Genomic DNA, 22393 nt, shown 5'->3' on the forward strand with positions numbered 1-22393 from the left:
GGAGCTTGCAAGAGATGCGTAATCTGATCGTGCTGCTTTCGATTGTGGGGCTTGCCGTGCCGGCAGCCGCGCAGCGCCCCGCCGGCTATCCGCGATCCTACGAAAGCTTGATGGCCGCGGCTCGTGCCGAGCGGATCGTGCGCGTCTACGGCAATGCCGATGCAGCCACGATGGCGCCGCTGATCGCCGCGTTCCGCCGCACCTTCCCCAGCGTGCAGGTACAGTACAATGACCTGGGATCGACCGACCTCAACCGCCGCTTCGTCAGCGAGACGCGCGCCCGTCGGCCCAGTGCCGATCTGGTCTGGTCGTCGGCCATGGACCTGCAAGCCAAGCTCATCAACGACGGCTATGCCCAAGCCTATCAAAGCCCCGAGAAGCCTGCCCTGCCTGCGACCGCGGTGTGGAAGAACATGGGCTACGGCGTCACCGCCGAGCCGGTGGCGCTGGTCTACAACAAGCGACTGATCGGCCAGGGCCAAGTGCCGCGCACGCACGAGGCCTTCGAACGCCTGCTTCGTGATCGGCGCAAGTTCCTCGCCGGCAAGATCGCAACGTACGATCCCGCACGCTCCGATGTCGGCTACCAGTACCTGGTCGAGGACTATGCGATCACGCGTGACACCCGATCGCTGCTGCAGGCGATGGCAGCGACGCGCCCGCTGCTGTCGCGCACCACCAAGCCGATGCTCGACGCGGTGGCGCAAGGCCGCGTAGCCATTGCGTACAACGTGGTCGGACCTTACGCGATCCGGCTTGCTCGAAGCAACGGACGGGTCGGCGTGGTCTTCCCGCGCGATTACACCATCGTCGCTTCGCGCGTCGCCTTCATCGCCCGCGAAGCGCGGCATCCGGCAGCGGCCAAGCTGTTCCTCGACTTCCTCCTCTCGCGCACGGGACAGTCGCTGCTCGCGCGCCAGTGGCTGCTGCCGGTGCGCGGCGACGTCGGCTCGCCGCGATTGGCGCCGGGCAAGGCGCGGCCGATCCGGGTCGGCCCGCAGCTTCTCGTTCACCTCGACACCATCAAGCGCCGTCGGTTCCTGGCCGACTGGAACGCGATCCTTTCCGAAGGAGCCAAGCTGAAATGAAGTTCCTGTCCATCGGCTGCGCATCGTTCGCGCTCGCAGCCGTCAGCCCCGCCCTCGCGCAAGCGCCCAGCGAGGAAGAGCTTCCCGCCCTGGTCCGCGCACAAGCCGCAGAGATCGCGTCACTCAAGGCACGCCTCGACAAGCTAGAAGCGAGGGAAGCTTCCGCGCAGCCGCCCGTGCTCGCCGCTGCTCCGTCACCCTCGCCTGCGCCTACCGGAAGCAGGCCTCCGCGTGCTGTCGCGGTCACAACGCCCTATGCGCCGCAGATCGTGCCGCCCGGCCCGGCCGAGCGGGACATTCGCCGTGCGCAAGAGGCAAACGCGGCGGGCGTCACCACCGAATGGGGCGCCGGACTGCCGGTGTTCCATTCCGCTGACGGCAACTTCACCTTCAAGCCGCGCGGCCGCATCCTGGCCGATGTCAGCTCTACCTTCGGCTCGCGCTATAAGGACCGCAACCTGACCGTCACTGGCATGCGCGCATTGCGCATGGGCGTGGAGGGCGGCGTCGGCACGCAGTTCTTCTATCAGTTCGAGACCGACTTCTCCGAGAACGAAGTCGACATCGTCACCGCATTCATCGGCTGGCGCGGTCGTATCGCCAAGAGCCTCGACTACGACGTGCGCGCCGGTCACTTGTTCAACGACCGTGCTTTCGAGGGCTCGACCGGATCGGACTCGACGCCGTTCCTGGAGCGCAGCACAGTCTCCACCGCCATCATTCCGCAGCGCGGCTTCTATGGCATCGGGATCATGCCGCGGCTGTTCTGGAAGACCGCCCATGCCTCACTGACTTTGACCGGCGATCGGGTGGACGGCAACCAGACCACCAGCGACAGCCGCACGGTGCTCGCCCGCGCGCACTGGAACCCGATCAAGGCCGATCGTGGCGTGCTGCACCTGGGGCTCTGGGGCTTCGACGAGCACTTGTCCGAGGCCGCCACCGCGCTGACCCGCAACACCGTAATCGGCGGCCGCTTCAACGGCGCACTGCGCGTCTCCAGCGGCACGTTGACGGGCGGCACCGGCACCACCGGCTACGGCGCCGAGCTGGGCGGCTATGCCGGCCCGGTCTGGATCATGGCCGAGGCCGGCCAGCGACACGCCCGCCTCGACAACGATCGGCCCGACTTCGTCAGCAAGGCGTGGAGCGTGTCGGGCGGGTGGTTCGTCACTGGCGACCTACCTCCTTACAACCCGCGCTTGGGCAGCTTCGGTCAGCCGACCGTGCTCTCGCCGATCTTCGAGGGCGGCCCCGGCGCGATCGAGCTCACCGCCCGCTACGAGAGCCTGGACTACACCGACATCCTGAGCGGCGGCCAAGGCTGGGCGGCGACGGTCGGCGCCAATTGGTACCTCAACAGCTTCACCCGCCTCCAGCTCAACGCCATCCACTGGAACACCGACAACCGGGCCGGCGCCTTTGTGGGCTCCGACAAGGGCCAGACCATCAGCACGCGCATCGGCGTCACGTTCTGACCACCTCCATACGAGGACATCCGCGATGAATCTGGCTCTCTACGGCTTCCTCATGGTGGCCACCTTCATGACGCTGATCATGACCAAGCGCATGACGCCGCTGGTCGCGCTGATCGTGGTCCCCACCATCTTCGCGCTGATCGCCGGGTTTTCCACTGGCCTTGGCGACATGATGATCGACGGCATCAAGAACCTGGCCCCGACGGGGGTCATGCTGCTGTTCGCCATTCTGTTCTTCTCGATCATGACCGACACGGGCCTATTCGATCCCTTGGTCAACCGCCTTCTGCGCATCGTCCATGGCGATCCGATGAAGATCCTGATCGGCACCGTGGTGCTCTGCGCGCTGGTGAGCCTCGATGGCGACGGTTCGACCACGTACATCATCACCATCGCCGCCCTCCTGCCGCTCTACAAGCGCTTCGACATGAACCGCCTGTACTTGTGCTGCCTGCTGATGGTCACCAGCGCCGTCATGAACCTCACGCCGTGGGGCGGGCCGACGGCACGGGCCGCCAGCGCGCTGAAGCTCGATCCGGCGGAAGTGTTCCTGCCGCTGATCCCCGGCATGATCGCCGGCATCGCCTTCCTGATCGGTCTGGCCGCCTGGTTCGGCCGCAAGGAGCGCCGTCGTTTGGGCCATGTTCCGACCAACGAGCCCACGGCCTTTACCGGCATGGCCGTTTCGCAGTTTCCTGAAGCGCGCCGCCCCAAGCTGCGCTGGATCAACGCGCTGCTGACCGTCATGCTGCTCGCCGGGCTCGTGCTGGGCGTGCTGCCGCTCTCGATCCTGATGATGCTTGCCTTCGCGATCGCGATGATCATCAACTACCCGCAAGTCGCCGAGCAGAAGGAGCGCATCGCCGCGCATGCCGGCAACGTGCTGGCGGTGGTCTCGCTGATCTTCGCCGCGGGCATCTTCACCGGCATCCTCTCGGGCACCGGCATGGTCGAGGCGATGAGCCGCGAAGTCGTCGGCGTCATCCCGCCGGTCCTCGGGCCCTACATGGCGCCGATCACTGCCGCTCTCAGCCTGCCGTTCACCTTCTTCATCTCGAACGATGCGTTCTACTTCGGCATGCTGCCGATCCTGGCGGAGGCGGGCGCGCACTACGGCATCGAGCCCATGGCGATCGCCCGCGCCTCGCTGATGGGACAGCCGGTCCACATGATGAGCCCGCTGGTGCCCTCCACCTACCTGCTCGTCAGCCTGGCCGGCATCGACCTGGCCGACCACCAGCGCTTCACCCTGATCCCGGCGACGCTGGTGTGCGTGGTTATGACGCTGGTCGGCATGCTCGTCCTCGCCTTCCCGCTGGTGGGGTGACGCCATGACGGACCTCTGGAACCACATCGTCGCCGACTTCTCGAACCTCGGCTCCCCGTCCGCCTTGGCCGCCTTTACCCAGGTCGTGCTGATCGACGTCATGCTCGCGGCGGACAATGCCATCGTCGTCGGCGCGCTTGCTGCCGGTCTGCCCCCGGCGATGCGCCGCAAGGTCATCCTGATCGGCGTCGCCGCGGCGCTGCTGCTGCGCATCGCCTTCGCGTTGATGGTCACGCAGCTGCTGCAGGTGGTCGGCCTGGTGTTTGCCGGCGGACTGCTGCTGCTATGGGTCGGCTGGAAGATGTGGCGCGAGCTGCGCGAAGCCGTGGACGACGACGCAGGCGAGCCGCTCGTCGCCCAAGCCCCGCGCCGTTTCTGGACCGCCGCCTGGGCAGTTGCGGTCGCCGACGTGTCGATGAGCATCGACAACGTGCTGGCCGTCGCGGGCGCAGCGCGCGATCACCCCGGCATCCTCGCCGTCGGGCTGATCCTCTCCGTCGCGCTGATGGGCCTTGCCGCCAACGTCCTTGCCCGCGTCATCGAGCGCTATCGCTGGATGGCCTATGTCGGCCTGCTGGTGATCCTCTACGTCGCGCTGCGAATGATCTGGGAAGGCCTGACCGACCCTGCGCTTGGCGTGCTGACCCTGTTCGCATGAGCGCAGACCCGGCCGCGCAAACCGAAGGCGACGGCGCCCGCATCGTCGTGCGCTTTGCTGCCGCGGTGGCGGTGGGCGCGCTCGGCGGCGCGCTGTTCGCAGGCCTACACACACCCCTGCCCTGGGTGCTCGGCTCGATGGCGGCCTCCGCGGTGGCGAGCATCGCCGGTCTCCCGGTCGCCGCCGGACCGGCGACCCGCCGGCCGATGGCGGCGGTGATCGGGGTCGTGCTGGGATCATCGTTCCATCCCGGTCTCGCCGGATTGGTGCGCGAATGGTGGTTGCCGCTCCTGCTGCTGCCGGTGTTCCTGACGATCGCGGCGGTGCTGTGCGTCACCTGGTTCCGCCGGGTCGCCGGCTTCGACCCTGCGCCCGCATACTTCGCCGGCATGCCCGGAGGCATCGCCGAGATGGTGCTGATGGGTGGCGAGCGCGGCGCCGACGAGCGCACGGTCGGCCTGATCCACGCCGCCCGCATCTTCCTGGTGGTGTTCGCCCTGCCCTTCATCATCCGCCACTTGCACGAGTCGGCCAAGGCGCCGCCCCTAGCCGTCACTGCGCCCGAGGTCTGGCCCGATGCCTCGCTGCTGCTGTGGGGCGGCGGCAGCTGGATCGTCGGACTGGCACTCGGCCGCGCGCTGCGCCTGCCGGCCTGGCATCTGATGGGCCCGCTTGCCGTCAGCGCCGCGCTGCACCTGTCTGGCTTGACCGACTTCCGGGTCCCCGCCTGGCTGCTTTCCGCCGCGCAAGTGGGGCTCGGCGCCACGATCGGCTGCCGCTTCGGTGGGCTCACTCTGCCTATCTTCACCCGCATCATCGCGCTCGCGGCCGGCTCCACCCTGATCCTGCTGGGCGTGACCTTCGCCTTCGCACTGACGATCGGCCAACTGACGGGGCTCGACTTCTCCCTGCTCGCGCTCGCCTACTCGCCCGGTGGACTCGCGGAAATGAGCATGGTGGCGCTCAGCCTCGCGCTCGAGCCCGGCGTCGTCGTCATTCATCACCTTGCCCGCGTGGTCTTCGTGCTTGTCGCCGCGCCCCTTGCCTTTCGCCCGGAGATCCAACGATGATCCGCAAGCCCATTCCCCTCGTCTTGCTGCCTGCAATGGGGTGCGACGGCCAGCTCTGGGCGCGCCAGGTAATCGACCTGGCCGACATTGCGCACCCGGAGCTGGGTGATCTCACCGTCGACGACACGCTCGCCGCCATGGCCGCCCGCGTGCTCGCCCACGCTCCGCCGCGCATCGCAGTGGCGGGCGTCAGCCTGGGGGGCTACGTAGCTCTCGAGATGATCCGCCAGGCGCCCGAGCGGATCGAGCGCGTCGCACTGTTCGCCACGCGCGCGTCGATGCAGATGCGCCCCCGCACTGTCAGCGAGCAAGGCACGCTGGCGACCGCGCCCGCCGCCGACCCGATGCTCTCCGCCAACGTGAGCGGCCCCGTCCAGGCGATGGCCGAGCGCGTCGGCGCCCCAGTCTTCGAGCGTCAGCAGCGCGCCCTCCTTCAACGCCCCGACATCGGACCGGCAATCGACAGCGTGAAGGTGCCGACGCTCGTCGCTGTGGGGGATCGCGATCGGATATGCCTGCCCGATGATGCTCGAGCGCTCGCCGATCGCGTTCCGCGCAGCCGCTTCCACGTCTTGCGCAACTGCGGCCATCTTGCACCCATGGAGAGGCCGGGAGAAGTAACCGGATTGCTGCGCGAGTGGCTAACAGAGGGTTCACCACGCCGGGTGCTCAGCGACCCCGTGACACCGCGTGGTTGCCGGTGACAGATGAACATACCTTCTCGCCCATCGCCTGCAGGCGCTTAGTGCCGGCTATCACATTGGTGCCTTCGCCCGATGAATCGAGGAGAGATGCCGCGGTCCTAGTTATGGTTGGTGTGCGGAGATCGTTGCACGAGATTGTCGACCAGTCGTTCCGGCGGGCGCTAAGGGATGTTATCGCAGTATCCACTTGATCGTCCCGCTGATCCGCTCTCACCGGACGACAAGCGCCATTCACGGTGGCGCATGGTGCCGCGCGGCAGCACGATCCGGCTTACAGCAAGCTCGCGGGTGTAGAGCGATGGAACGAAGGCAGCTTGGCCGATCTCCAAGTGCTCGTGGCCTAGCACGGACGTGGCAATCCTGGAGCGCGAGACGCCGCCGAGGGCTCCAGGCCTCACTGTGGGGTCAAAATGCAGATGTGCAGATGATCGCAGCCGAGGCATGCAACGCCATTGACGCGGCTCCTCTCAGGCCAGTCCTTGATCTGGGCGAGACGCCGTTCCCCCACGCGTACGCCCGCAACGTGGGTTCGATCGCCTCGTTCGGGCTCATGCTGTGGCGCGAGCTGATGGTGATCCGGCTCGGCAGCGCTGACAGCAGCTAGCGATGGTGTGATCGATGCGCCCGCCACCGGCGGGGAGCGGTTGCGCTAAGGATCTGTATTCGTACAAACAACGACCGAGTTGCGGCCACTCACAGCCAGCTCTCAGCTCCTCCACTTGAGTCGCCCGTTCATGTTATCCGCACAAGCATCGGCATGCGCGCAGCCCGTGGGAGTGATCACTCAGGGGATGGAAGCGCGTTAGCGGCAATCGACGGTCTGTCCGTTCTCAACGCCAGCGTCACTGTATCGAGGTGATTGGCCTCAAGGTGCCAACACCAGCATGCCCCGACTGACTTCGACTCCCTAGGACGCGGAAGAACCAGCGTCCCATGCAGACGGCCTACAAAGCGGCCGAAGCGACCATTATCGAGGCTTGTATATGGCGAGGCAAACCATGAGTTTTTGCCGGCAAATTGATGTTGATGGCTAGCGACCAGCTTCTGCTGCACGTTTGGCCGTGAGCCAACGATCTACCGTTGCCCTCATCATTGAACATTCACAAGGTGGCGAGCTTGAGAAAGGCTTTCGAAATCACGCTGTTAGCTTCCGGAGTAGGCTTGGCAGCGCTCCTGCTGCTTGTTGGTGCGAAGTTTGGACAGACCGCCCCGCCCACCGCCATAATGGAGGCGGCGGTAGGGCAAGCATCGGTCAACAGCGGCGAGCGTCGCGCAGCGCCACAGTCAGCCGGCACGCACGTTACTCTGCCCGAGCTGGTTTACTTCGGCGCCGCCTGGCAGATGCTGAGCAAGCACACGGGCATGCCACCGATCTCATTGGGTGGCGGCTACACGAATGCAAGGGTAGAGCGAACTGGCGACGGCCTGTTCTTCGCCGGGACCATTGATCGCGTGGACAGCACCGGCAAGGTCACCGATGTGATCCTCGCCTTTGCTGGCGCCCAGGGTATAGGCGATCTCATCCAGGGTGAGGCGCTGGCCAGTGGCCGCGTGCTCGCAGAGCCGAAGTGGGCCGATGTGCTGTTCGAGCGCATCTGGCGCGATCCCCGCTATGCGCATGCCCGCATCCATGTGGCCGGCCATTCGCTGGGTGCCGGCTATGCGCTTTTCGTTGGCATGGAAGCGGTTGCCGCGCATGGACGTGAGGCGGTCAACTCACGCCTCAGCATAACCGTGTTTGGAGTGCCGAACTGGGGACCGCAATCGGCGCGGTACTTCGGTGTTGATCCGCACGCGCTCGACCGCGTCGTGACCGGGTACACGGCCCTGAACGATCCCGTGATCACGAATGGCGGCACCGACCGGACGGGTGTGTCCGTGTTCCTGCCCGCCTTCAAGGGTCTGACAGGCTTCAAATCGATGTTCAACGCCGTCGCCGCGCACTGGCCGACCACATACATGACGAGCCTTGGTCTACCTTCCTGGCTGTCGCCACAACAGAAGGCCGCTTATGTCAAAACAGTGGGCACGCTGTTAATCAGCGGCAACAGTGTCGATCCAAATTCCGGGCCGCCTGGCCGCCTGCCGATCATCGTGGAGGGCAGCGCCCAGGACGATTCGATCAGCGGCACAGCGGGCGACGACGTCATCGCAGGCCGAGGCGGACGTGACCTGCTGAGAGTCGGCGCGGGGCATGACCGGTTCCTCTATCTGGAAGCATTGGACAGCGGCCCAGCTCCGGAGAGGGCAGACCGTATCCTCGACTTCGCACCTGGCGACCGGATCGGCCTTTCGCGTATGGACGCTGACAGCTCCAGCCCAGGCCGGCAGTCCTTCACCCTCATCCCGGCGCGGCCATTCACCGCACCCCGGCAATTGGCGGTCTGGTCAGATGGCAAAGCGACCTGGATTGCGGGCAATGTAGACAGGGATAATGCCGCCGATTTCCTGATCCAGCTGGATGGCGACCATCACCTCTCAGCGGCCGACTTCGTCCTCGAGCCGCTCGCCACCAACAGCGCCTTGGCTCGTTACATCGACGGCAAAGCTGCCGTCCTGAAGTCGCACAGACCCGTCCGGCAGAACTCTATGGTTGCACGGGCAGCTTGGCCAAGTCCCTGGCTAGAGCCTTGTCGAAGTCGTTGCCCAGTCCGATCGAACCGAGCATGTTGATCATCATCGTCGCACGAACGTGACGCACCGGATCGACCCAGGCCCGGGTGCCAGCAGCACCGTCCCAGCCATACGCACCCTTGCCTCTGCCGAACCCATCGACGTCCTTGAGGACAACAAAGCCACCCGCACCGAACCCCGCCGGCTCGCCAGGGGCGACCGGACCAGGGCCGTTCATGAACACGCCCGCCGGCATCAGGTTGGACTTGGCCAATCGCGCGGTGTTGATGCTCAGAATGCGCTTGCTGCCCAGACGCCCGTCGTTGAGCAACATGCGCAAGAAACGATCGTAATCGCGCGCTGTGCTCACCAGCCCGGCGCCGCCATAAGGGAAGCTGGGCGCATTCAGGTAGACCGAAGTCGCAGGGCGATCCAACAGTGCGATCGTGTCGTTCACCGGCGTGGTGCTACCAGGCCATGTCTTCTCCAGCGCAGCACGCGGGCCGTAACTGGCTGCGAGACGCTTGGCTTGAGTCGCGTCCACTCGCCATCCCGTTGAGGTCATGGCCAGCGGCGTCAGCAGTCGCCGCTGCACGAAGTCGGCAAGGGGCATGCGGCTCGCTTTCTCGATCACAGCCGCAAGCACGTCTAGTCCCATCGAGTAGTTCCACGCCGTGCCGGGATCAGCCACAAGCGGCGAGCGTCCTGCGCGACCAGCGAATTCGGCCAGGTTCGGCGCACGCAATGGCCGCATCCTCGACTCCAGCACACGGTTGAACTGGAAAGGCGTCACACCCTGCGCCTGCAATTGCTGCTGCGCCGGCGTATTCGGCAGAATGGCGTAGTTCAGGCCAGAGGTATGCGTCATCAGATCGCGGATGGTGATCGTTCGCTTCGCCGGCCGCGTGATCATGGCCTTGGCGGGGTCAACGAGGACCTTGGCCGTTGCGAACTCCGGGAAGAAGTCGCTGACCGGCTGATCGAGGCGCAGCTTGCCCTCGTCGATCAGGATCATCGCGGCGATGCCGGTGATCGGCTTGGTCATGGAGTAGATGCGCCAGAGCGTGTCCGGGCTGGCCGGCATGCTGCCGCCGAAGGCCGTCTTGCCGGCTACGATCCAGGTGGGCGGCTCGTCGCCGACGCCGACTGCGATGGCGATGCCGGGTACCTTGCCATCGCGCACAACCGGATCGACGAAGGCTCGCACCGCCGGAAAGGCCACTGCTGCCTTGCGCGTGGTCGCCGGTGCAGGAACAGGAGCCCGCGCGTCCGCGCCAGTGGGGGCGAGGCCCAGCAGCGCGATCGCGGCATGCATCGGGAAGCGCTTCATTACCTTCGCTCCCGGCTTGAGTTTCTTCACCAGAGGATGGATCACGAAGTGAATGCCTTTCGTGCCTGAGCTAGTGTTACTCGGGCGCCGGACGCATAGAGCGACCGGAGCCAGCGCTCCACCGGACCGATCAGGCCTGGGCTCTCGCCCAAGTTCCCGAACAACGGCTTGATCGACAGAAGCGCGCGAGGATCAGCGCCGCCCTCCAGCGCCTTTTCCCGCAGCAATCCGGCAAGCGGATGCGCGACCACCAGCGGCTGCCCCGCTTCATCTTCGCCACGTACCCGGCGCAGCCATGCCGCCAGCGCGAGGGCAAGCAACTCGATCGGCGCACCAGCCGCCAGGCGATCGCGGATCGGGTCGAGCAGCAGATTGATCGGCGCATCCGCATTGACCCGGTCGACGGTGTCTTTGATCCGTCGGTTCGAGAACCGAACGACGAGTTCCGCCTTGTAAGCGGTCAGGTCAACGCCGGGCAGCGGTGGCAGCGTGGGCCCGGTCTCCCGGTCCATCGACGCCTGCATGTAGCTGCGGATGTCCTGATCGGGCAGCGCCTCGTCGATGTGCGTGTAGCCGGCGAGACGGCCGAGCCCCGCTATGCCGAGATGGCTGGCGTTGAGCAGGCGCAGCTTCATCATCTCATAGGGCTGGACGTCATCGACGAACTGGGCGCCGACCCGCTCCCACTCGGGCCGTCCGGCGACGAAGGCGTCCTCGACCACCCATCGCGTGTACCGCTCCGACACGACCGGCCAACGATCCGCGATGCCGTAGGACGAGGCGAGATCGGCGATATCCTCGGGCATGGTAACCGGGGTGATGCGGTCCACCATGGTCCTGGGAAAGCTCGCCTCGCGCGTGATCCAGTCGGCGAGCGAAGGATCCTGCCGCTCTGCCACTGCCAGCACGGCGCGGCAGAGCACCGCGCCATTGTGCTGGATGTTGTCGCAACTCAGTGCGGTGAATGCAGGTAAGCCGCGCTGTTTGCGACAACGATAGCTCTCGACCAGGATGCCGATCGCCGATCGCGGTCCGTGGGGATGAGCCAAATGATGGACAATCGCCGGATGGTTGAAGTCCAGTTGCCGGGTGGCGGGGTTCAGGCAGTACCCGTTTTCGGTGCTGGTCAGGCTCACGATCCGGACAGCGCGATCGGTGATCGCCTCGATCACTGCACGCGAACTTTCGCCGGCAAATATGACACGGCAGAGCGAGCCGATCACGGTGGCCGTCTCGCTCTCATCCTGCCGCTCGATCAGCGGGCAGAGACCGTCTTGCGGCTCCAGGGCTTCGAGCATGCGGCGATCGGCGGGCAGCAGGCCTACGCCGATGATGCCCCACTCAGTTGCCGTGGGCTCGGCGTTCATCAGCGCACAGGTGTAGCGTGCCATGTGCGCGCGGTGAAAGCCGCCAAGCCCCAGGTGCACGATCCCTGCCGCCACACGCGCGGGAACGTAGGCCGGGCGACCGATATCTGCTCGGAGCGCCGGGAGGCTGGCGCGCGATAGCGGCAGAGGGCTCACGATCGGAACGCCTGTTCGCCCAGCACGATCGCGCCGAGCGGGCCTGCCCTGTCCCCCAGCGCCGGGGGAACGACATAGGTGTCCGCTTGCGCGACTTCCGGCATCGACACGTAGCCTGTCAGGCTCCTGGTCATCGCGGTGCGTACGCGTGGAAACAGACGCGCAGTCCCCACCATGACGCCGCCCATGATGATCCGGCGTGGCACGCCCGTCAGCACCAGGGTGTGAAGAAGCTGCCCTAATGCATGCGCCACTCCATCCCACACCGTGTTGTCGGGCGCGAGCGTCTGCCCTGGCTCGCCAACGCGGGCGGCGATCGCTGGAGCGGAAGCGAGCCCCTCCAGGCAGTCGCCGTGGAACGGACACACGCCGGGCCACAGGTCGCCCACCTGTCGAGCCGGGCGGATGTGACCAAACTCGCTATGCGTCAGCCCGTCGACCGGCTCGCCGCCTGCAACCAGACCCACCCCGATGCCGTTGCCCACCGTGACGTAAGCCAAGTCCTGCAAACCCTGTGCAGCGCCCCAACGCGCTTCCGCCAGCGCCGCGCCGACGACAGCCGTGTGGAAACCGGTCGGAACCTGCGTGCGCCTGGCCAAGCGCCCAGCGACATCGGTGTTCGTCCAGCCCGGCTTGGGCGTCGCGGTGATGTGACCATAGGACGCGGAACCGCAATCGATCGAGATCGGGCCGAAACTGGCGATGCCCAACGCGACAAAGCCATGCCAGCGATCTAGTACCGCCTCGATCGCGCTCAAGGTCTGGTTCGGGTCGGTGGTCGGTATCTGGACCTCGTCCACGACTGCATAGGGTCCGCGCGCCAGGATGCAATCGATCTTGGTACCGCCCAGTTCGATGCCGGCGATCAGCGGCGCATCGATTATCGAACTCTCCTTCCGCCAGCAGGCCTTGCGCGCTCAGATCGTTCCGGTACGCGCAATGCGGCCGAGGTAATGTGCGCTGGGCTTGGGCGTTCGCACGAACGTCTCGCGGTCCACCGACACCAGGCCGAACTGCTGGGTGTAGCCTGCGGTCCACTCGAAATTGTCCAATAGCGACCAGTGGATGTAGCCACGCAAGTCGACCCATTCGGCGAGGCAGTCGCGCACCTCTTCCAGACATTCGTCGATGAAGTTGATGCGTTCACGGTCATCGTGCGTGGAGATGCCGCTTTCGGTGATGATCACCGGCTTGCCGCTCTGCTTCGCGGCGTAGCGGACCATGGCCCCGAGTGCGGGCGGGTAATACTCATAGCCCGCGTCTGTCTTGCGCGCACCTTCGGGTACCGGCATCGGTCCCGCCGGCCCGATCAGGATGCGGGTGTATGTCTGCACGCCCACAAAGTCTGCCGGCACGCCAGGGTCTAACCACGCACCATAAAGCTTGTGCACAAGGTCCGCCTTGAGCGCCTCTCCGCCTGTCACCGCTTGCAACTCCTGCATCGACAAGCTGATGCCGACCGGGAAATCGCCCGGTCCAGCCTTTATCGCCGCATAAGCCAGAGCATGGGCCTTGCGCATCGGCGGCTCGATCTCGTCAGCATCGGCAAAGATCCAGGACGAGAAGCGATCCGAGCCACACGCCTTGGCCGACGCTGCGAGCATCTGCGCCACGCGCGGCCGTATCTTGGCTGCCGCTGGAACGAGCACAGGGATCAGCCGCGGCGCGTTCATCTCGTTGAAGGTGGTTGCGCCGGAGATCAGGTTGCCCAGCTTTGCCGTCGTGCGATCGGCGAAGCGGGCGAACAGTTCGGGGCCATCCACCGCCAGGAACCCGCCGCGTGCGGCGTACCAGCGCGGCACGGTGAAGTGGTTATAGGTGACGATGGGCGCGAGACCGTGCGCGTGGCACGCCTCCAGCATACGACGATAATGGTCGAGCGTTGCTTGCGAGAACACGCCGGGCTCGGGCTCGATCCGCGCCCATTCGACTCCGAAGCGATGCGTGTTGAAGCCCAGCGATGCTGCGATCCGGATGTCCTCCTCGAAGCGGTCGTAACTATCGCAGGCATCGCCGGCAGGTTCGCGAAACAACGTGCCGGGCACATGCTCGTTCAGCCAGCTGTCCGAGTTGACGTTGTTGCCCTCGCTCTGGTGCGCGGAGATGGCGGTGCCCCAATAGAAGCCCTTGGGTGCCTTCATTGCCTTACGCGCAGGAGCCGCTGCAGCGATCCCGGCGCGGCCTGCCAAGGCGGCTGCCGCTGCAGCTTTGATGATGGTGCGCCTTTGCATCAGCCGCTCCTTGTCTGTTGACCGGCACCATGCCGAAGTCCTCCGGCTATATCCGGCTATCCTTCGCATGACAGGCAGATGCGTTTGCCGAGAGGCAGAGAGCCTGTGCCGCTGCGCCTGCAAGGTCGCCCGATCACCGCGATGATCCGGCACATCCTTTTCCCGGATCGGCATACTGAGTGGCCTGCCACTCCTCAACCTATCCGATAGGAGGATCGCAGCTATCAGACGTGATGCGGCAAACGCACCCAAGTATCGCATAAGGGAGAGATCATGACCAGGCTCAAGATCGCGGTGATCCGCAGCGTTCTGCTATCCGGCGCCACCTCCATGGCCCTGCTGGCGCACTTGGCACCGGCGCAGACGTTGTCGGCGACTGCGCAGCCGGAGCCGGTCGCACCCGACAATGGCGGCATCGCAAGCAACAGCACCGGCGCGCAGGATATCGTCGTCACCGCGCAGAAGCGAAGCGAACGCCTGCAGGACGTGCCGGCATCGGTCGCGGTGCTCAGCACGCAGGACTTGACCAAGCAAGACGCGGTGCGCTTCGAGGATTACGCCACCCGAGTTCCCGGCCTGACCTTCACCTCGGTTCGCACCGGGCAGGCGCAAGTCACCTTACGCGGCATCACTACGGGCGCTGCGCAGTCGACCTGATCCACGGCCTCGCACTTACCGTGGATACGCCTGTCGCTGGAATCGGGAGCGCGACGGGGTGAGCGGCCTGTCCTTGCCTCCCATCTTACCCTGAAATTCCTGCTCAGCTTCGCTCTCCACCCCACCTGATCTCTGCCCGCGCTGACAGGATCGAAATTCGATCTGGCGAACGTCAGCCACAAGGTGGATGCGCTGGCGTCAGGTCCCATAAGCCTCTTCGATTATATGGGGGCAGTTCGATCGTTCTGTTACCTGGCGCGACGTCGAATGGCTTGAGCGCGAGTGGAACGGTCCGCTCGCCATCAAGGGCGTGATGGGGGATGCTCGCGGGTCGATAAAGTCGGGTGCGACCGGCGTGATGATCTCCAATCATGGTGGACGCCAGTTGAACGGCGCACCCGCACCCGCCCATCAGATTGCAGCTATCCGCGAAGCCGTTGGTGATGCACCGGACGTTATCTGCGATGGCGGGATCCGGCGCGGTTCCGACATCGTCAAGGCAATCGCGTTAGGCGCAATGGCCTGTTCGATCGGACGTCCCTACCTCTACGGCCTTCCAGCCGGTGGAGAGGCCGGGTTAGACCGCGTGCTGACACTGCTGAGCGAAGAGCTCGAAGGCACCATGGCGCTCGCAGGGGTGAACGACAGCGCCTCTTTGGCTCGTCGCCACGTGCGGGAGCGAGGGCGATCCAAAGGATGAGTGCATTACCATTCCATGGCCACTTCACTGTCATGTAGCTCAGGTTGGTGCAACGGGCATTCATTGAACTTACGGCTGGAGAACCTCTCGGCCAGAAACTGCACGACAATATCGATCTTGACCCATAATGCCGTTCAGCGGCACTTGGGCATTTCCGCACTTAAGCCGCTTGTTCATCTCTGCCGGGCGCCGCCTTTGGAGCTATACGATCACGTCCACGTGCTGGCGGACGCCTTCACCTTTTACCCCTGTGATCGCCGCGCTGCTTGCCGCTCACTCTCTTGGACGAGTGCGGACGGACGCAGCGATGCCAAAAAGGCGGTGATGCTTATCTCTCGGGCGACCGGTAATCCATGATGAGAGCAATCCTCTCGACCGCCGTATCCGCACATTGTACGCTGTTCGCGCGGAGATGTCGCTCAATGCAGCGTGGCCAGCGCTTCGCGGCAGTCGTGACCGCATTCGCGGCACATCGTCGCGCATAGCCGGCAGTGCTCGTGATCGTGCTTGTCGCACTCTGCAGCGCACATGAAACACGCCTCCAAGCAGGCGGTCAGCATAACGCGCACCATTGCATCGTTATCGGACGTCTGGCGTACCCCGACCTTGGCTGCTGCGTTGCAGATGTCGGCGCAGTCGATGCACGCGCGGATGCATTGCGCCATGTCTATAGGCTCGGCCGAGCATGCATCTGCGCAGGAGGTGCAGAACAGCGCACAGTACATTGCGTGCTTCGCAGTTTGTGCCATTGGCTCGTTGGTGTGGCCATTTGCGTCGGGGTGGAGCGCAAGCATCTTCCGAACAGACATAAGCTACCTCTCGTGTTCTGGTCTAAGCTGAGGTGATGCGCCCGTGCGCCGCAGTGTCAATGGCCTACGAGGCTCGCGTCCGGAGCGTGCATCGCAGGCCATCCGTTTGGCGCAACAGCGCGCGCAAGAGTCAGAGCCAAACCAACCCGATAATGAGTAGGACGGTCCCGACCAGCCCTATGACAACACGCCTCGACCGCGGAAGCACATCATACAACTGGATCGCCGCAGCCACCAGCAGCGTGCCGAGCAGCGCGCTCGCCCAATACATTGCCTCTCCTTCTTGCGGTCCACAATACCATTCCCTTGCGCAACTCGGAAGACATGCGGCACCGAAGGCTCCTGATGGTAGGCTGTCGAGCGTCGCGCCTGTTGGCACCTAGACGGCTAATGGAGAGGGCCCTCCCGCCGTTCTAACAGGTGAGCAGCGCTCGGACTTTGTCTGGTAGGCTAGCTGAGCTAAGGTGCGTTGATCCGAAAGCGTTCTCCGCAAGGGGTCGGCCTACGTTCAGACGATCAAAGACGTGGTCCCGGCCGGGCGCCGCATCTAAGGTATCGCACCGATCGTGCTATGATCTCACGCTTGCGCGCAGCGCAACCAACCCCCGCGCCTTCGCACTTGCACCATAACGGATGCGTCAATAGAGAGGGTGTGCCTTTCAGGCATCCTCTCCCAATCTTTTGACAGCCCGATCCATAGTGATCGGGCTTTTTTCTTGCCGCCCCAACCTTGTTTGCTATCCCGAACCTGCGGGCGAACCCGTGAATAATCGACATTCCGGGGCCGGCGTTGGAGAGGGTGCCTAGACAGCCGGCCGGCCCCCCTCAATTGGCCCACCCAGCGGCTTTCAGAGCACCTGATGTCGGAAGATCCTTGCCTATCGCATGTGGATGGGCATGAACGGGAAGGAACCAGCCAATCCCGCAAAGCATTGCATTTCTGCCGATTTTGCCAATGCCAGTGGACTGCGGGGACCCCCTGCGGAGGGGTCTCTGGCGGAGAGGGTGGGATTCGAACCCACGGTACCGTCACCGGTACACCGCATTTCGAGTGCGGCGCATTCGACCACTCTGCCACCTCTCCGCGAGGTCTTTGCTGGTAGCGGGAACGGGTCCCGCCGGTCGAGCGAAGCGCGCGGTTAGCCCAAGGTTGTCGGCTTGCCAAGAGCTTTGTCGCTGGAAATCGGGGATGATCCGGGCGACTTGCTTGTTTAGGTTCTGCGCGGGTCCTATATTTCGACCATGAACAGCATGAACCGTGCCTCTTTCTATCTCCCTCAAGCCGGCCGCGTGATTGAAGCGCCGCGCAGCGCGCGCGCCCGTTTCGCGATCGGTAACATCGTCCGCCACAAGCTGCACGACTTTCGCGGCGTGGTTTTCGACATCGACCCCGTCTTCGCCAACAGCGAGGAATGGTATGAATCGATCCCTGCCGACGTCCGGCCCCAGCGCGAGCAGCCGTTCTATCACCTCCTCGCCGAGAGCGAGGACAGCAGCTACGTCGCCTATGTCAGCCAGCAGAACCTGCTCGAGGATGGCGAAGGCGGGCCGGTTGACCATCCTTCGATTGCGCAGATGTTCGACGACTTTGCCGACGGCCACTACCAGGTGCGCCGTGGCGTCTCGCACTAGAGCCCTGATGGCCTAGGCTGTGTCGGTCAGCCGGCCGGGCGCGGCCCTTTCAGGTGTGCCCGCCCATCGGCGCCGGCGATGATCGGGGGCGTGCCGAAACTGCGCTCGATCCGCAGGTAGGACAGTGCCATGGTCGCGATCTGCCAGCGGCCATCGCGCTTGACGTAAGTTTCCAGGTAGTGGCCCCAGCCGTGGTTCTGGCTGCCATCCTCCCAGATGTTGTAGTCTTCCATCGCCCACACGCCGGTAGCGCTGTCCGGGCCGGTCAACTCGATCTCCGGCATGTGGCCGTGGTGCACGCTCTGCAGGATGGTCATGGCCCGCGCATAGTCCATGAAGGCGTCGCGCCCCACGACGCGCTGCCCGCCGGCCCTGGTAAGGTCGACGACGACATCGGGCGCGAAGACTGCCTCATAGAGGTCCCAGTCCTTGGTATCGAGCGCACGGAAGTAGCGGGCCTTGAGCTTCCGGATCTCCTCGACATCATCCATGCTGCGATCCTCTCCAAATGCGACGGGAGGATGCTATGTTGCTCTAATGGGCAGCGCCAGTCCCCGCGAGGGAGCGGATTTAGCTCTTCAGCTTCCAACCGGAGCGCAGCACCAGGTAAGTCACCAGCGCCAAAGCGGCATTGAGCACACCCAGGCCGATCGCGGAGTGCAGTACGGCGGTGTTGGTGTCGCCGATGTCGCTCACGCCCAGGAAGCCGAAGCGAAAGCCGGAGATCACGTAGAAGAACGGGTTGAAGCGGCTGATCGTCTGAAACGCGGGCGCAAGATTGTCGATGACGTAGAAGGTGCCCGAGAGGAGCGAGAGCGGCGCGATCACGAAGTTGGTGACTGCGGCGTTGTGATCGAACTTTTCGGCCCAGATCGAGGACAGGAAGCCCAGCAGCGCCAGGAAGAACGAGCCCATCAGGCCGAACCATACGATCGCCCAAGGGTGCGCGGGCCGCAGGTGCACGTCGGGCCACAGCAGCATCGCGCCGGTCAGCGCCAGGCCGACCAGGATTGCGCGGGTCACCGCCGCCGAGGTCATCGCCAGCATCAGCTCGCCCTCTGTCAACGGCGGCATCAGGAAGTCGATGATGGTGCCCTGGATCTTGCCCGAGAGGAAAGAGAAGCTCGCGTTGGCGAAGGCGTTCTGCATCATGCCCATGACGATCAGGCCTGGCGCCACGAAGGTCGCGAAGTTGACGCCGAGCACTTCCTTGCCGCCGCGGCCCAGCGCCACAGAGAAGATGACCAGGAACAGCATGGTCGTGATCGCAGGCGCCCAGATGGTCTGGGTCTGCACCTTGAAGAAACGGCGCACCTCCTTCATATACAGGGTCTTGAGCCCGATCCAGTTCACTTGGTGGATCACGGGCTCTCCCATTGCTGGGAAGGTGCGGGCCGGAAAGCTGCGAGCCCCCGGGATCTGGGCGGGCGAAATGAGTTCCGCCGAAGAGGGTTGATCGGCCATGGTGCCGCGACTATCGGCTGGCCGCTCCGCAGGCAAGTCCCTCGGGCAGGGTCCGGCAGGCAAGATTGGGCACATCGGTGCCACGGATGACGATACGGCCTCGCGTTGGAGGCTCAACGAACGGATTGCAGATGAGCTGGACGGACGAGCGGATCGAGAAGCTGCGGAAGATGTGGGAGGGCGGTGCGACCGCCAGCCAGATCGCCGACGACCTGGGCGGTGTCAGCCGCAACGCGGTGATCGGCAAGGCGCATCGCCTTGGCCTCAAGGCACGGCCCTCTCCCGTCAAGCCGAACGAGAAGCCGGCTCGCCCTGCTCCGGTGGCCAAGCGCCCGAGCCCGAGTGAGTCGCGCGACGACGAAGTGAACGAGACGCCCGATCGCCCCGAGCCCGTGGCCGCTGCTCCCGTGTCCGAGCGTCCGGCGCCGACGCCCACGCCTGCTCCCGCCAGCCCTGCTGCTGCCGAGCCTGCTGCGGAGGAACCCGTTCGCGCGCCACAGCCGCGGATCGTCTCGGTTGGGCCCGGTGGCTTCTTGCGCCAGGGTCCGGGCGACCAGCAACAGCCGATCCCTCCCGCACCGCCGCGCCGCCTGGTGCCGGCCAAGCCGAGTGCCGAGATCGCCGGCAAGACCAGCCTGCTCGACCTTAACGATCGCATCTGCCGCTGGCCGATGGGGCACCCGGGCGAACCGGACTTCCACTTCTGCGGCGACAAGGTGAACCCTGGGTTCCCGTACTGCGTCGACCACTGCGGCCGTGCGTATCAGGCACAGCTGCCTCGCGGTGCGCGCCGTCCGCCCCCGCCCCTGCCCTTTGGCGGCCCGCGGGTTCGCTGATCTGAAAGAAGGCCGGTGTCGGGTGCGACGCCGGCCTTTTGCGTTTACGGATTACACGCGGTGGACCATCGCGGTTTGCCCGATCTTCCGCCCGCTCCTCAGCCTCGTGCCAGGCCGCGCTCCTTGCTCCCCTGCAGCAGCGCCGCGCAAGCTGCTCCCGTCAGCGTCAGCCCTGCCATGACCGCCATCGTGAGCAGGTAGGACGAAGGCGCAGGGAAGTGCGCTCCGCCTTCCGGCGCCGCCACCGTCCGGCTCGCCAGCAGCATGGCGATGACCTGCGCGCCCACCGCCGCGGCGATGCCGCGCACGACCTGCATCGAGCCGATCGCCTCGCTGGTGCGCTCCTGCGGCACGGAAGCGACGACGATGTTGGGGATCGCGGCTTGCAGGATCGTGGTGCCGAACGAAATTACGCACAGCAGCGCGATGACGAGGCCGAGCACGTTGGGCAGCAGCATCGCCGCGCACCAACCCGCCGCCGCGAGCAGCGCGCCCGCCGTAACCGTCATCCGGTTGCCCGCGCGCCGGATCAGCCAGCCGGCGAACGGTCCCGCAAAGAACGACAGGAAGTTCGACGGCAACTTGGCCAGGCCCGCCACCGTGGCGCTGAGTCCGAGGCCGACGGCGGTCCACCCGGGCGACTGCATGTAGGACGAGAACACGTAGACGATCTGCATCGTCCCCATGCCGAGCAGTACGGTGATGAGATTGGCGACGGCGAAGTTGCGGTCGCGGAACAGGCGCAAGTCGACGAACGGCTCTTCCGCGCGCAAACTGCGGCGTGCCCAGATCGCGAAGAGCACCGCGCAGACCGCCAGCATCGCCAGGATCTGCGGGGCGAACCAGCCGGCCTGCTTGGTCGCGCCCAGCGCGTAGAGCAGGAGTCCAATGGCGGGCACCGGCAGCAGCCCCTCCACCCAGTCGATCGGGCGCCGCGTGGGTGTGCCCGGCTTGTCCGGCACGAAGGCGGCGATCGCGGTCACCGAGAGCGCCAGCAGCGCCGCGCTAGCCCAGAACAGTGCATGCCAATCGAGATTGTCGACGATCACGCCGCCAGCGACGAGGCCGAGCGCAGCCCCGGCACCCAGCGCAGTGGTCAGCACGCCGATGCCCATCGGCACCTTGTCCTCTGGCAGGCTCTCACGCACGATGCCGATCGAGAGCGGCAGCACTACGGCGGACAACCCCTGCAGCGCCCGGCCGACAAGCACCACGCCGAAATGCGTGCTGACCGCGCTGATCACCGAGCCCACAAACGCCAGCGCCAGCAGGATCAGCACCAGCCGCTTGCGTCCGCGGATGTCACCCAGGCGTCCCACCACGGGCGCGGTAGCGGCGGCGATCAGCATGTGCACGGTGATCAGCCAGCCCACCTTCAGCGGATCGCCGAACTGTCGGGTCAAGGTCGGCAGCGCGGCATAGACCATCGAGGCTTCGAAGGTGACGGTCATCTCCGCCAAGAACAAGGCGGCGATGATCAGTGCCGGTGCGGATCGCATCGGGGTTCCTCTTCCATGCGCCGGCTTGGTTGCCGGCCTTCTTGCTCGCAAGCCTATTGAACTTGTGTTCAGCAGCCAAGCGGTTTGGTGAGGCGGGTTGCCCGGCGGTGGAAAGCAAGGGCAAGGTCGCCCCATGCTCAAGCGATTCGCGCCCCTTCTCGCCCCCGCCCTGCTCGCTCTAAGCGGTGCCGCACCTGCGCCCACTCCCGCCAAGGACGTCACCGTCGCAATCACCACCAGTGCCGGCACGATCACCGTCGACCTCGATGGTGAGCATGCACCGCTGACCACCGCCAACTTCCTCAAGTACGTGGACGGTCGCAAGTTCGACGGCACCGCCTTCTACCGCTCGATGCACCTCGACTGGGGCACCCCGCCCAACGGGCTGATCCAAGGCGGCACGCAGAACGATCCCAAGCGCACCTTCAAGCCGGTGGCGCACGAGCCGACCAGCCAGACCGGCTTGCTCCACAAGCGCGGCACGATCTCCATGGCGCGCTTTGCTCCGGGCACGGCGACCGGCGATTTCTCCATCATGCTCTCGGACCAGCCCGGTCTCGACGCCAAGCCGGATGCGCCGGACGCCGATGGCAAGGCAGGCTTCGCTGCATTCGGCCAGGTCGTCGGGGGGATGGACGTGGTTGACAAGATCTGGGCCATGCCGCGGTCCGCCACCAACGGCGTCGGCGTGATGAAGGGCCAGATGCTCGATCCGGTGGTGAAGATCGTCAGCGTTCGCCGGATTGCAACGCCCGCTAGCTGAGCCGCGCGAAC

The 22393-nt window shown here is 65.3% G+C and carries 21 protein-coding genes and 1 tRNA gene; 13 read left to right on the forward strand and 9 right to left on the reverse strand.

Annotated elements, in window-relative coordinates; all coding sequences use genetic code 11:
• Positions 1-14 precede the first annotated feature (14 nt).
• From GV044_RS01270 to GV044_RS01305, 8 genes are all read left to right on the forward strand, one after another.
• Positions 15-1088 carry an ABC transporter substrate-binding protein gene (locus GV044_RS01270; RefSeq protein WP_159864379.1) on the forward strand — a complete coding sequence of 358 codons (1074 nt, stop codon included), beginning with the start codon at positions 15-17 and terminating at the stop codon, positions 1086-1088.
• Positions 1085-2566: an OprO/OprP family phosphate-selective porin gene (locus GV044_RS01275; RefSeq protein ID WP_159864382.1), complete on the forward strand. Its 1482-nt coding sequence runs from the start codon at positions 1085-1087 to the stop codon at positions 2564-2566. The genes GV044_RS01270 and GV044_RS01275 overlap by 4 nt, the downstream gene beginning before the upstream one ends.
• A 25-nt stretch (positions 2567-2591) precedes the next feature.
• Positions 2592-3893, forward strand: coding sequence for a CitMHS family transporter (locus tag GV044_RS01280; protein WP_159864385.1), 1302 nt, complete (start codon positions 2592-2594; stop codon positions 3891-3893).
• A gap of 4 nt (positions 3894-3897) precedes the next feature.
• Positions 3898-4551, forward strand: a complete 654-nt coding sequence (locus GV044_RS01285) for a YjbE family putative metal transport protein (RefSeq protein WP_159864388.1) — start codon at positions 3898-3900, stop codon at positions 4549-4551.
• Positions 4548-5621 carry an AbrB family transcriptional regulator gene (locus GV044_RS01290; RefSeq protein WP_159864392.1) on the forward strand — a complete coding sequence of 358 codons (1074 nt, stop codon included), beginning with the start codon at positions 4548-4550 and terminating at the stop codon, positions 5619-5621. The genes GV044_RS01285 and GV044_RS01290 overlap by 4 nt, the downstream gene beginning before the upstream one ends.
• The gene (locus tag GV044_RS01295) at positions 5618-6325 is read left to right on the forward strand and encodes an alpha/beta fold hydrolase (protein WP_159864395.1); all 708 of its coding nucleotides are present in this window, start codon (positions 5618-5620) and stop codon (positions 6323-6325) included. The genes GV044_RS01290 and GV044_RS01295 overlap by 4 nt, the downstream gene beginning before the upstream one ends.
• 424 nt (positions 6326-6749) lie before the next feature.
• Positions 6750-6929, forward strand: a complete 180-nt coding sequence (locus tag GV044_RS01300) for a hypothetical protein (protein ID WP_159864398.1) — start codon at positions 6750-6752, stop codon at positions 6927-6929.
• A 488-nt stretch (positions 6930-7417) separates the two neighbouring features.
• Positions 7418-8998 carry a M10 family metallopeptidase C-terminal domain-containing protein gene (locus GV044_RS01305; protein WP_159864401.1) on the forward strand — a complete coding sequence of 527 codons (1581 nt, stop codon included), beginning with the start codon at positions 7418-7420 and terminating at the stop codon, positions 8996-8998.
• On the opposite strand, the gene GV044_RS01310 is transcribed toward GV044_RS01305, so the two are convergent.
• The 4 genes from GV044_RS01310 to GV044_RS01325 are packed head-to-tail and all read right to left on the reverse strand — an operon-like array spanning position 8913 to position 14022.
• Positions 8913-10268, reverse strand: a complete 1356-nt coding sequence (locus tag GV044_RS01310; RefSeq protein WP_159864404.1) for a serine hydrolase — start codon at positions 10266-10268, stop codon at positions 8913-8915. The two genes, GV044_RS01305 and GV044_RS01310, sit on opposite strands and share 86 nt — an antisense overlap.
• 41 nt (positions 10269-10309) lie before the next feature.
• Positions 10310-11791, reverse strand: coding sequence for a mannitol dehydrogenase family protein (locus tag GV044_RS01315; RefSeq protein ID WP_159864407.1), 1482 nt, complete (start codon positions 11789-11791; stop codon positions 10310-10312).
• A complete protein-coding gene (locus GV044_RS01320; RefSeq protein WP_159870651.1) occupies positions 11788-12672 on the reverse strand; it encodes an ROK family protein in 885 nt (294 codons plus the stop codon). The genes GV044_RS01315 and GV044_RS01320 overlap by 4 nt, the downstream gene beginning before the upstream one ends.
• A gap of 36 nt (positions 12673-12708) precedes the next feature.
• Complete coding sequence (locus GV044_RS01325; protein ID WP_201298990.1) at positions 12709-14022, reverse strand: glycoside hydrolase family 1 protein; 1314 nt, start codon at positions 14020-14022, stop codon at positions 12709-12711.
• Positions 14023-14295: 273 nt separating this feature from the next.
• Here GV044_RS01325 and GV044_RS01330 point away from each other — a divergent pair, with 273 nt between their 5' ends.
• Positions 14296-14679 (forward strand): TonB-dependent receptor plug domain-containing protein, encoded by a 384-nt coding sequence (locus tag GV044_RS01330; protein ID WP_159864410.1) that lies wholly within the window; start codon positions 14296-14298, stop codon positions 14677-14679.
• A 223-nt stretch (positions 14680-14902) separates the two neighbouring features.
• Positions 14903-15379, forward strand: coding sequence for an alpha-hydroxy acid oxidase (locus tag GV044_RS01335; RefSeq protein WP_236554920.1), 477 nt, complete (start codon positions 14903-14905; stop codon positions 15377-15379).
• Positions 15380-15798: 419 nt separating this feature from the next.
• Here GV044_RS01335 and GV044_RS22000 read toward each other — a convergent pair whose 3' ends face one another.
• Both GV044_RS22000 and GV044_RS01345 read right to left on the reverse strand, forming a co-directional pair.
• Positions 15799-16044, reverse strand: a complete 246-nt coding sequence (locus GV044_RS22000; RefSeq protein ID WP_236554586.1) for a four-helix bundle copper-binding protein — start codon at positions 16042-16044, stop codon at positions 15799-15801.
• 1138 nt (positions 16045-17182) lie between these two features.
• A tRNA-Ser gene (locus tag GV044_RS01345) sits at positions 17183-17272 on the reverse strand.
• 167 nt (positions 17273-17439) lie between these two features.
• On the opposite strand from GV044_RS01345, the gene hspQ reads away from it, so the two are divergent.
• Positions 17440-17820: a heat shock protein HspQ gene (gene hspQ, locus GV044_RS01350; RefSeq protein WP_159870657.1), complete on the forward strand. Its 381-nt coding sequence runs from the start codon at positions 17440-17442 to the stop codon at positions 17818-17820.
• 26 nt (positions 17821-17846) lie between these two features.
• Here hspQ and GV044_RS01355 read toward each other — a convergent pair whose 3' ends face one another.
• Together GV044_RS01355 and GV044_RS01360 are read right to left on the reverse strand one after the other, a co-directional pair.
• Positions 17847-18311, reverse strand: coding sequence for a nuclear transport factor 2 family protein (locus GV044_RS01355; RefSeq protein ID WP_159864416.1), 465 nt, complete (start codon positions 18309-18311; stop codon positions 17847-17849).
• Positions 18312-18390: 79 nt separating this feature from the next.
• Positions 18391-19284, reverse strand: coding sequence for an ABC transporter permease (locus GV044_RS01360; protein ID WP_159864419.1), 894 nt, complete (start codon positions 19282-19284; stop codon positions 18391-18393).
• A 131-nt stretch (positions 19285-19415) separates the two neighbouring features.
• Here GV044_RS01360 and GV044_RS01365 point away from each other — a divergent pair, with 131 nt between their 5' ends.
• Positions 19416-20120, forward strand: a complete 705-nt coding sequence (locus GV044_RS01365) for a GcrA family cell cycle regulator (protein WP_159864422.1) — start codon at positions 19416-19418, stop codon at positions 20118-20120.
• Between the two features lie 98 nt (positions 20121-20218).
• On the opposite strand, the gene GV044_RS01370 is transcribed toward GV044_RS01365, so the two are convergent.
• Positions 20219-21619, reverse strand: a complete 1401-nt coding sequence (locus GV044_RS01370) for an MFS transporter (RefSeq protein ID WP_159864425.1) — start codon at positions 21617-21619, stop codon at positions 20219-20221.
• 133 nt (positions 21620-21752) lie between these two features.
• On the opposite strand from GV044_RS01370, the gene GV044_RS01375 reads away from it, so the two are divergent.
• Complete coding sequence (locus GV044_RS01375; RefSeq protein ID WP_159864428.1) at positions 21753-22382, forward strand: peptidylprolyl isomerase; 630 nt, start codon at positions 21753-21755, stop codon at positions 22380-22382.
• The last annotated feature ends 11 nt before the right edge of the window (positions 22383-22393 follow it).

This window comes from Novosphingobium sp. 9U (assembly GCF_902506425.1).
Classification (GTDB): Bacteria; Pseudomonadota; Alphaproteobacteria; order Sphingomonadales; family Sphingomonadaceae; genus Novosphingobium.

What these genes read in the sequence shown, in the direction of transcription:
- GV044_RS01270 (WP_159864379.1), top strand. Translation starts at nt 15, where the DNA reads ATGCGTAATCTGATCGTGCTGCTTTCGATTGTGGGGCTTGCCGTGCCG.
- GV044_RS01275 (WP_159864382.1), top strand. Translation starts at nt 1,085, where the DNA reads ATGAAGTTCCTGTCCATCGGCTGCGCATCGTTCGCGCTCGCAGCCGTC.
- GV044_RS01280 (WP_159864385.1), top strand. Translation starts at nt 2,592, where the DNA reads ATGAATCTGGCTCTCTACGGCTTCCTCATGGTGGCCACCTTCATGACG.
- GV044_RS01285 (WP_159864388.1), top strand. Translation starts at nt 3,898, where the DNA reads ATGACGGACCTCTGGAACCACATCGTCGCCGACTTCTCGAACCTCGGC.
- GV044_RS01290 (WP_159864392.1), top strand. Translation starts at nt 4,548, where the DNA reads ATGAGCGCAGACCCGGCCGCGCAAACCGAAGGCGACGGCGCCCGCATC.
- GV044_RS01295 (WP_159864395.1), top strand. Translation starts at nt 5,618, where the DNA reads ATGATCCGCAAGCCCATTCCCCTCGTCTTGCTGCCTGCAATGGGGTGC.
- GV044_RS01300 (WP_159864398.1), top strand. Translation starts at nt 6,750, where the DNA reads ATGATCGCAGCCGAGGCATGCAACGCCATTGACGCGGCTCCTCTCAGG.
- GV044_RS01310 (WP_159864404.1), bottom strand. Translation starts at nt 10,268, where the DNA reads ATGAAGCGCTTCCCGATGCATGCCGCGATCGCGCTGCTGGGCCTCGCC.
- GV044_RS01325 (WP_201298990.1), bottom strand. Translation starts at nt 14,022, where the DNA reads ATGCAAAGGCGCACCATCATCAAAGCTGCAGCGGCAGCCGCCTTGGCA.
- GV044_RS01330 (WP_159864410.1), top strand. Translation starts at nt 14,296, where the DNA reads ATGACCAGGCTCAAGATCGCGGTGATCCGCAGCGTTCTGCTATCCGGC.
- GV044_RS22000 (WP_236554586.1), bottom strand. Translation starts at nt 16,044, where the DNA reads ATGGCGCAATGCATCCGCGCGTGCATCGACTGCGCCGACATCTGCAAC.
- hspQ (WP_159870657.1), top strand. Translation starts at nt 17,440, where the DNA reads ATGAACCGTGCCTCTTTCTATCTCCCTCAAGCCGGCCGCGTGATTGAA.
- GV044_RS01355 (WP_159864416.1), bottom strand. Translation starts at nt 18,311, where the DNA reads ATGGATGATGTCGAGGAGATCCGGAAGCTCAAGGCCCGCTACTTCCGT.
- GV044_RS01360 (WP_159864419.1), bottom strand. Translation starts at nt 19,284, where the DNA reads ATGGCCGATCAACCCTCTTCGGCGGAACTCATTTCGCCCGCCCAGATC.
- GV044_RS01365 (WP_159864422.1), top strand. Translation starts at nt 19,416, where the DNA reads ATGAGCTGGACGGACGAGCGGATCGAGAAGCTGCGGAAGATGTGGGAG.
- GV044_RS01370 (WP_159864425.1), bottom strand. Translation starts at nt 21,619, where the DNA reads ATGCGATCCGCACCGGCACTGATCATCGCCGCCTTGTTCTTGGCGGAG.
- GV044_RS01375 (WP_159864428.1), top strand. Translation starts at nt 21,753, where the DNA reads ATGCTCAAGCGATTCGCGCCCCTTCTCGCCCCCGCCCTGCTCGCTCTA.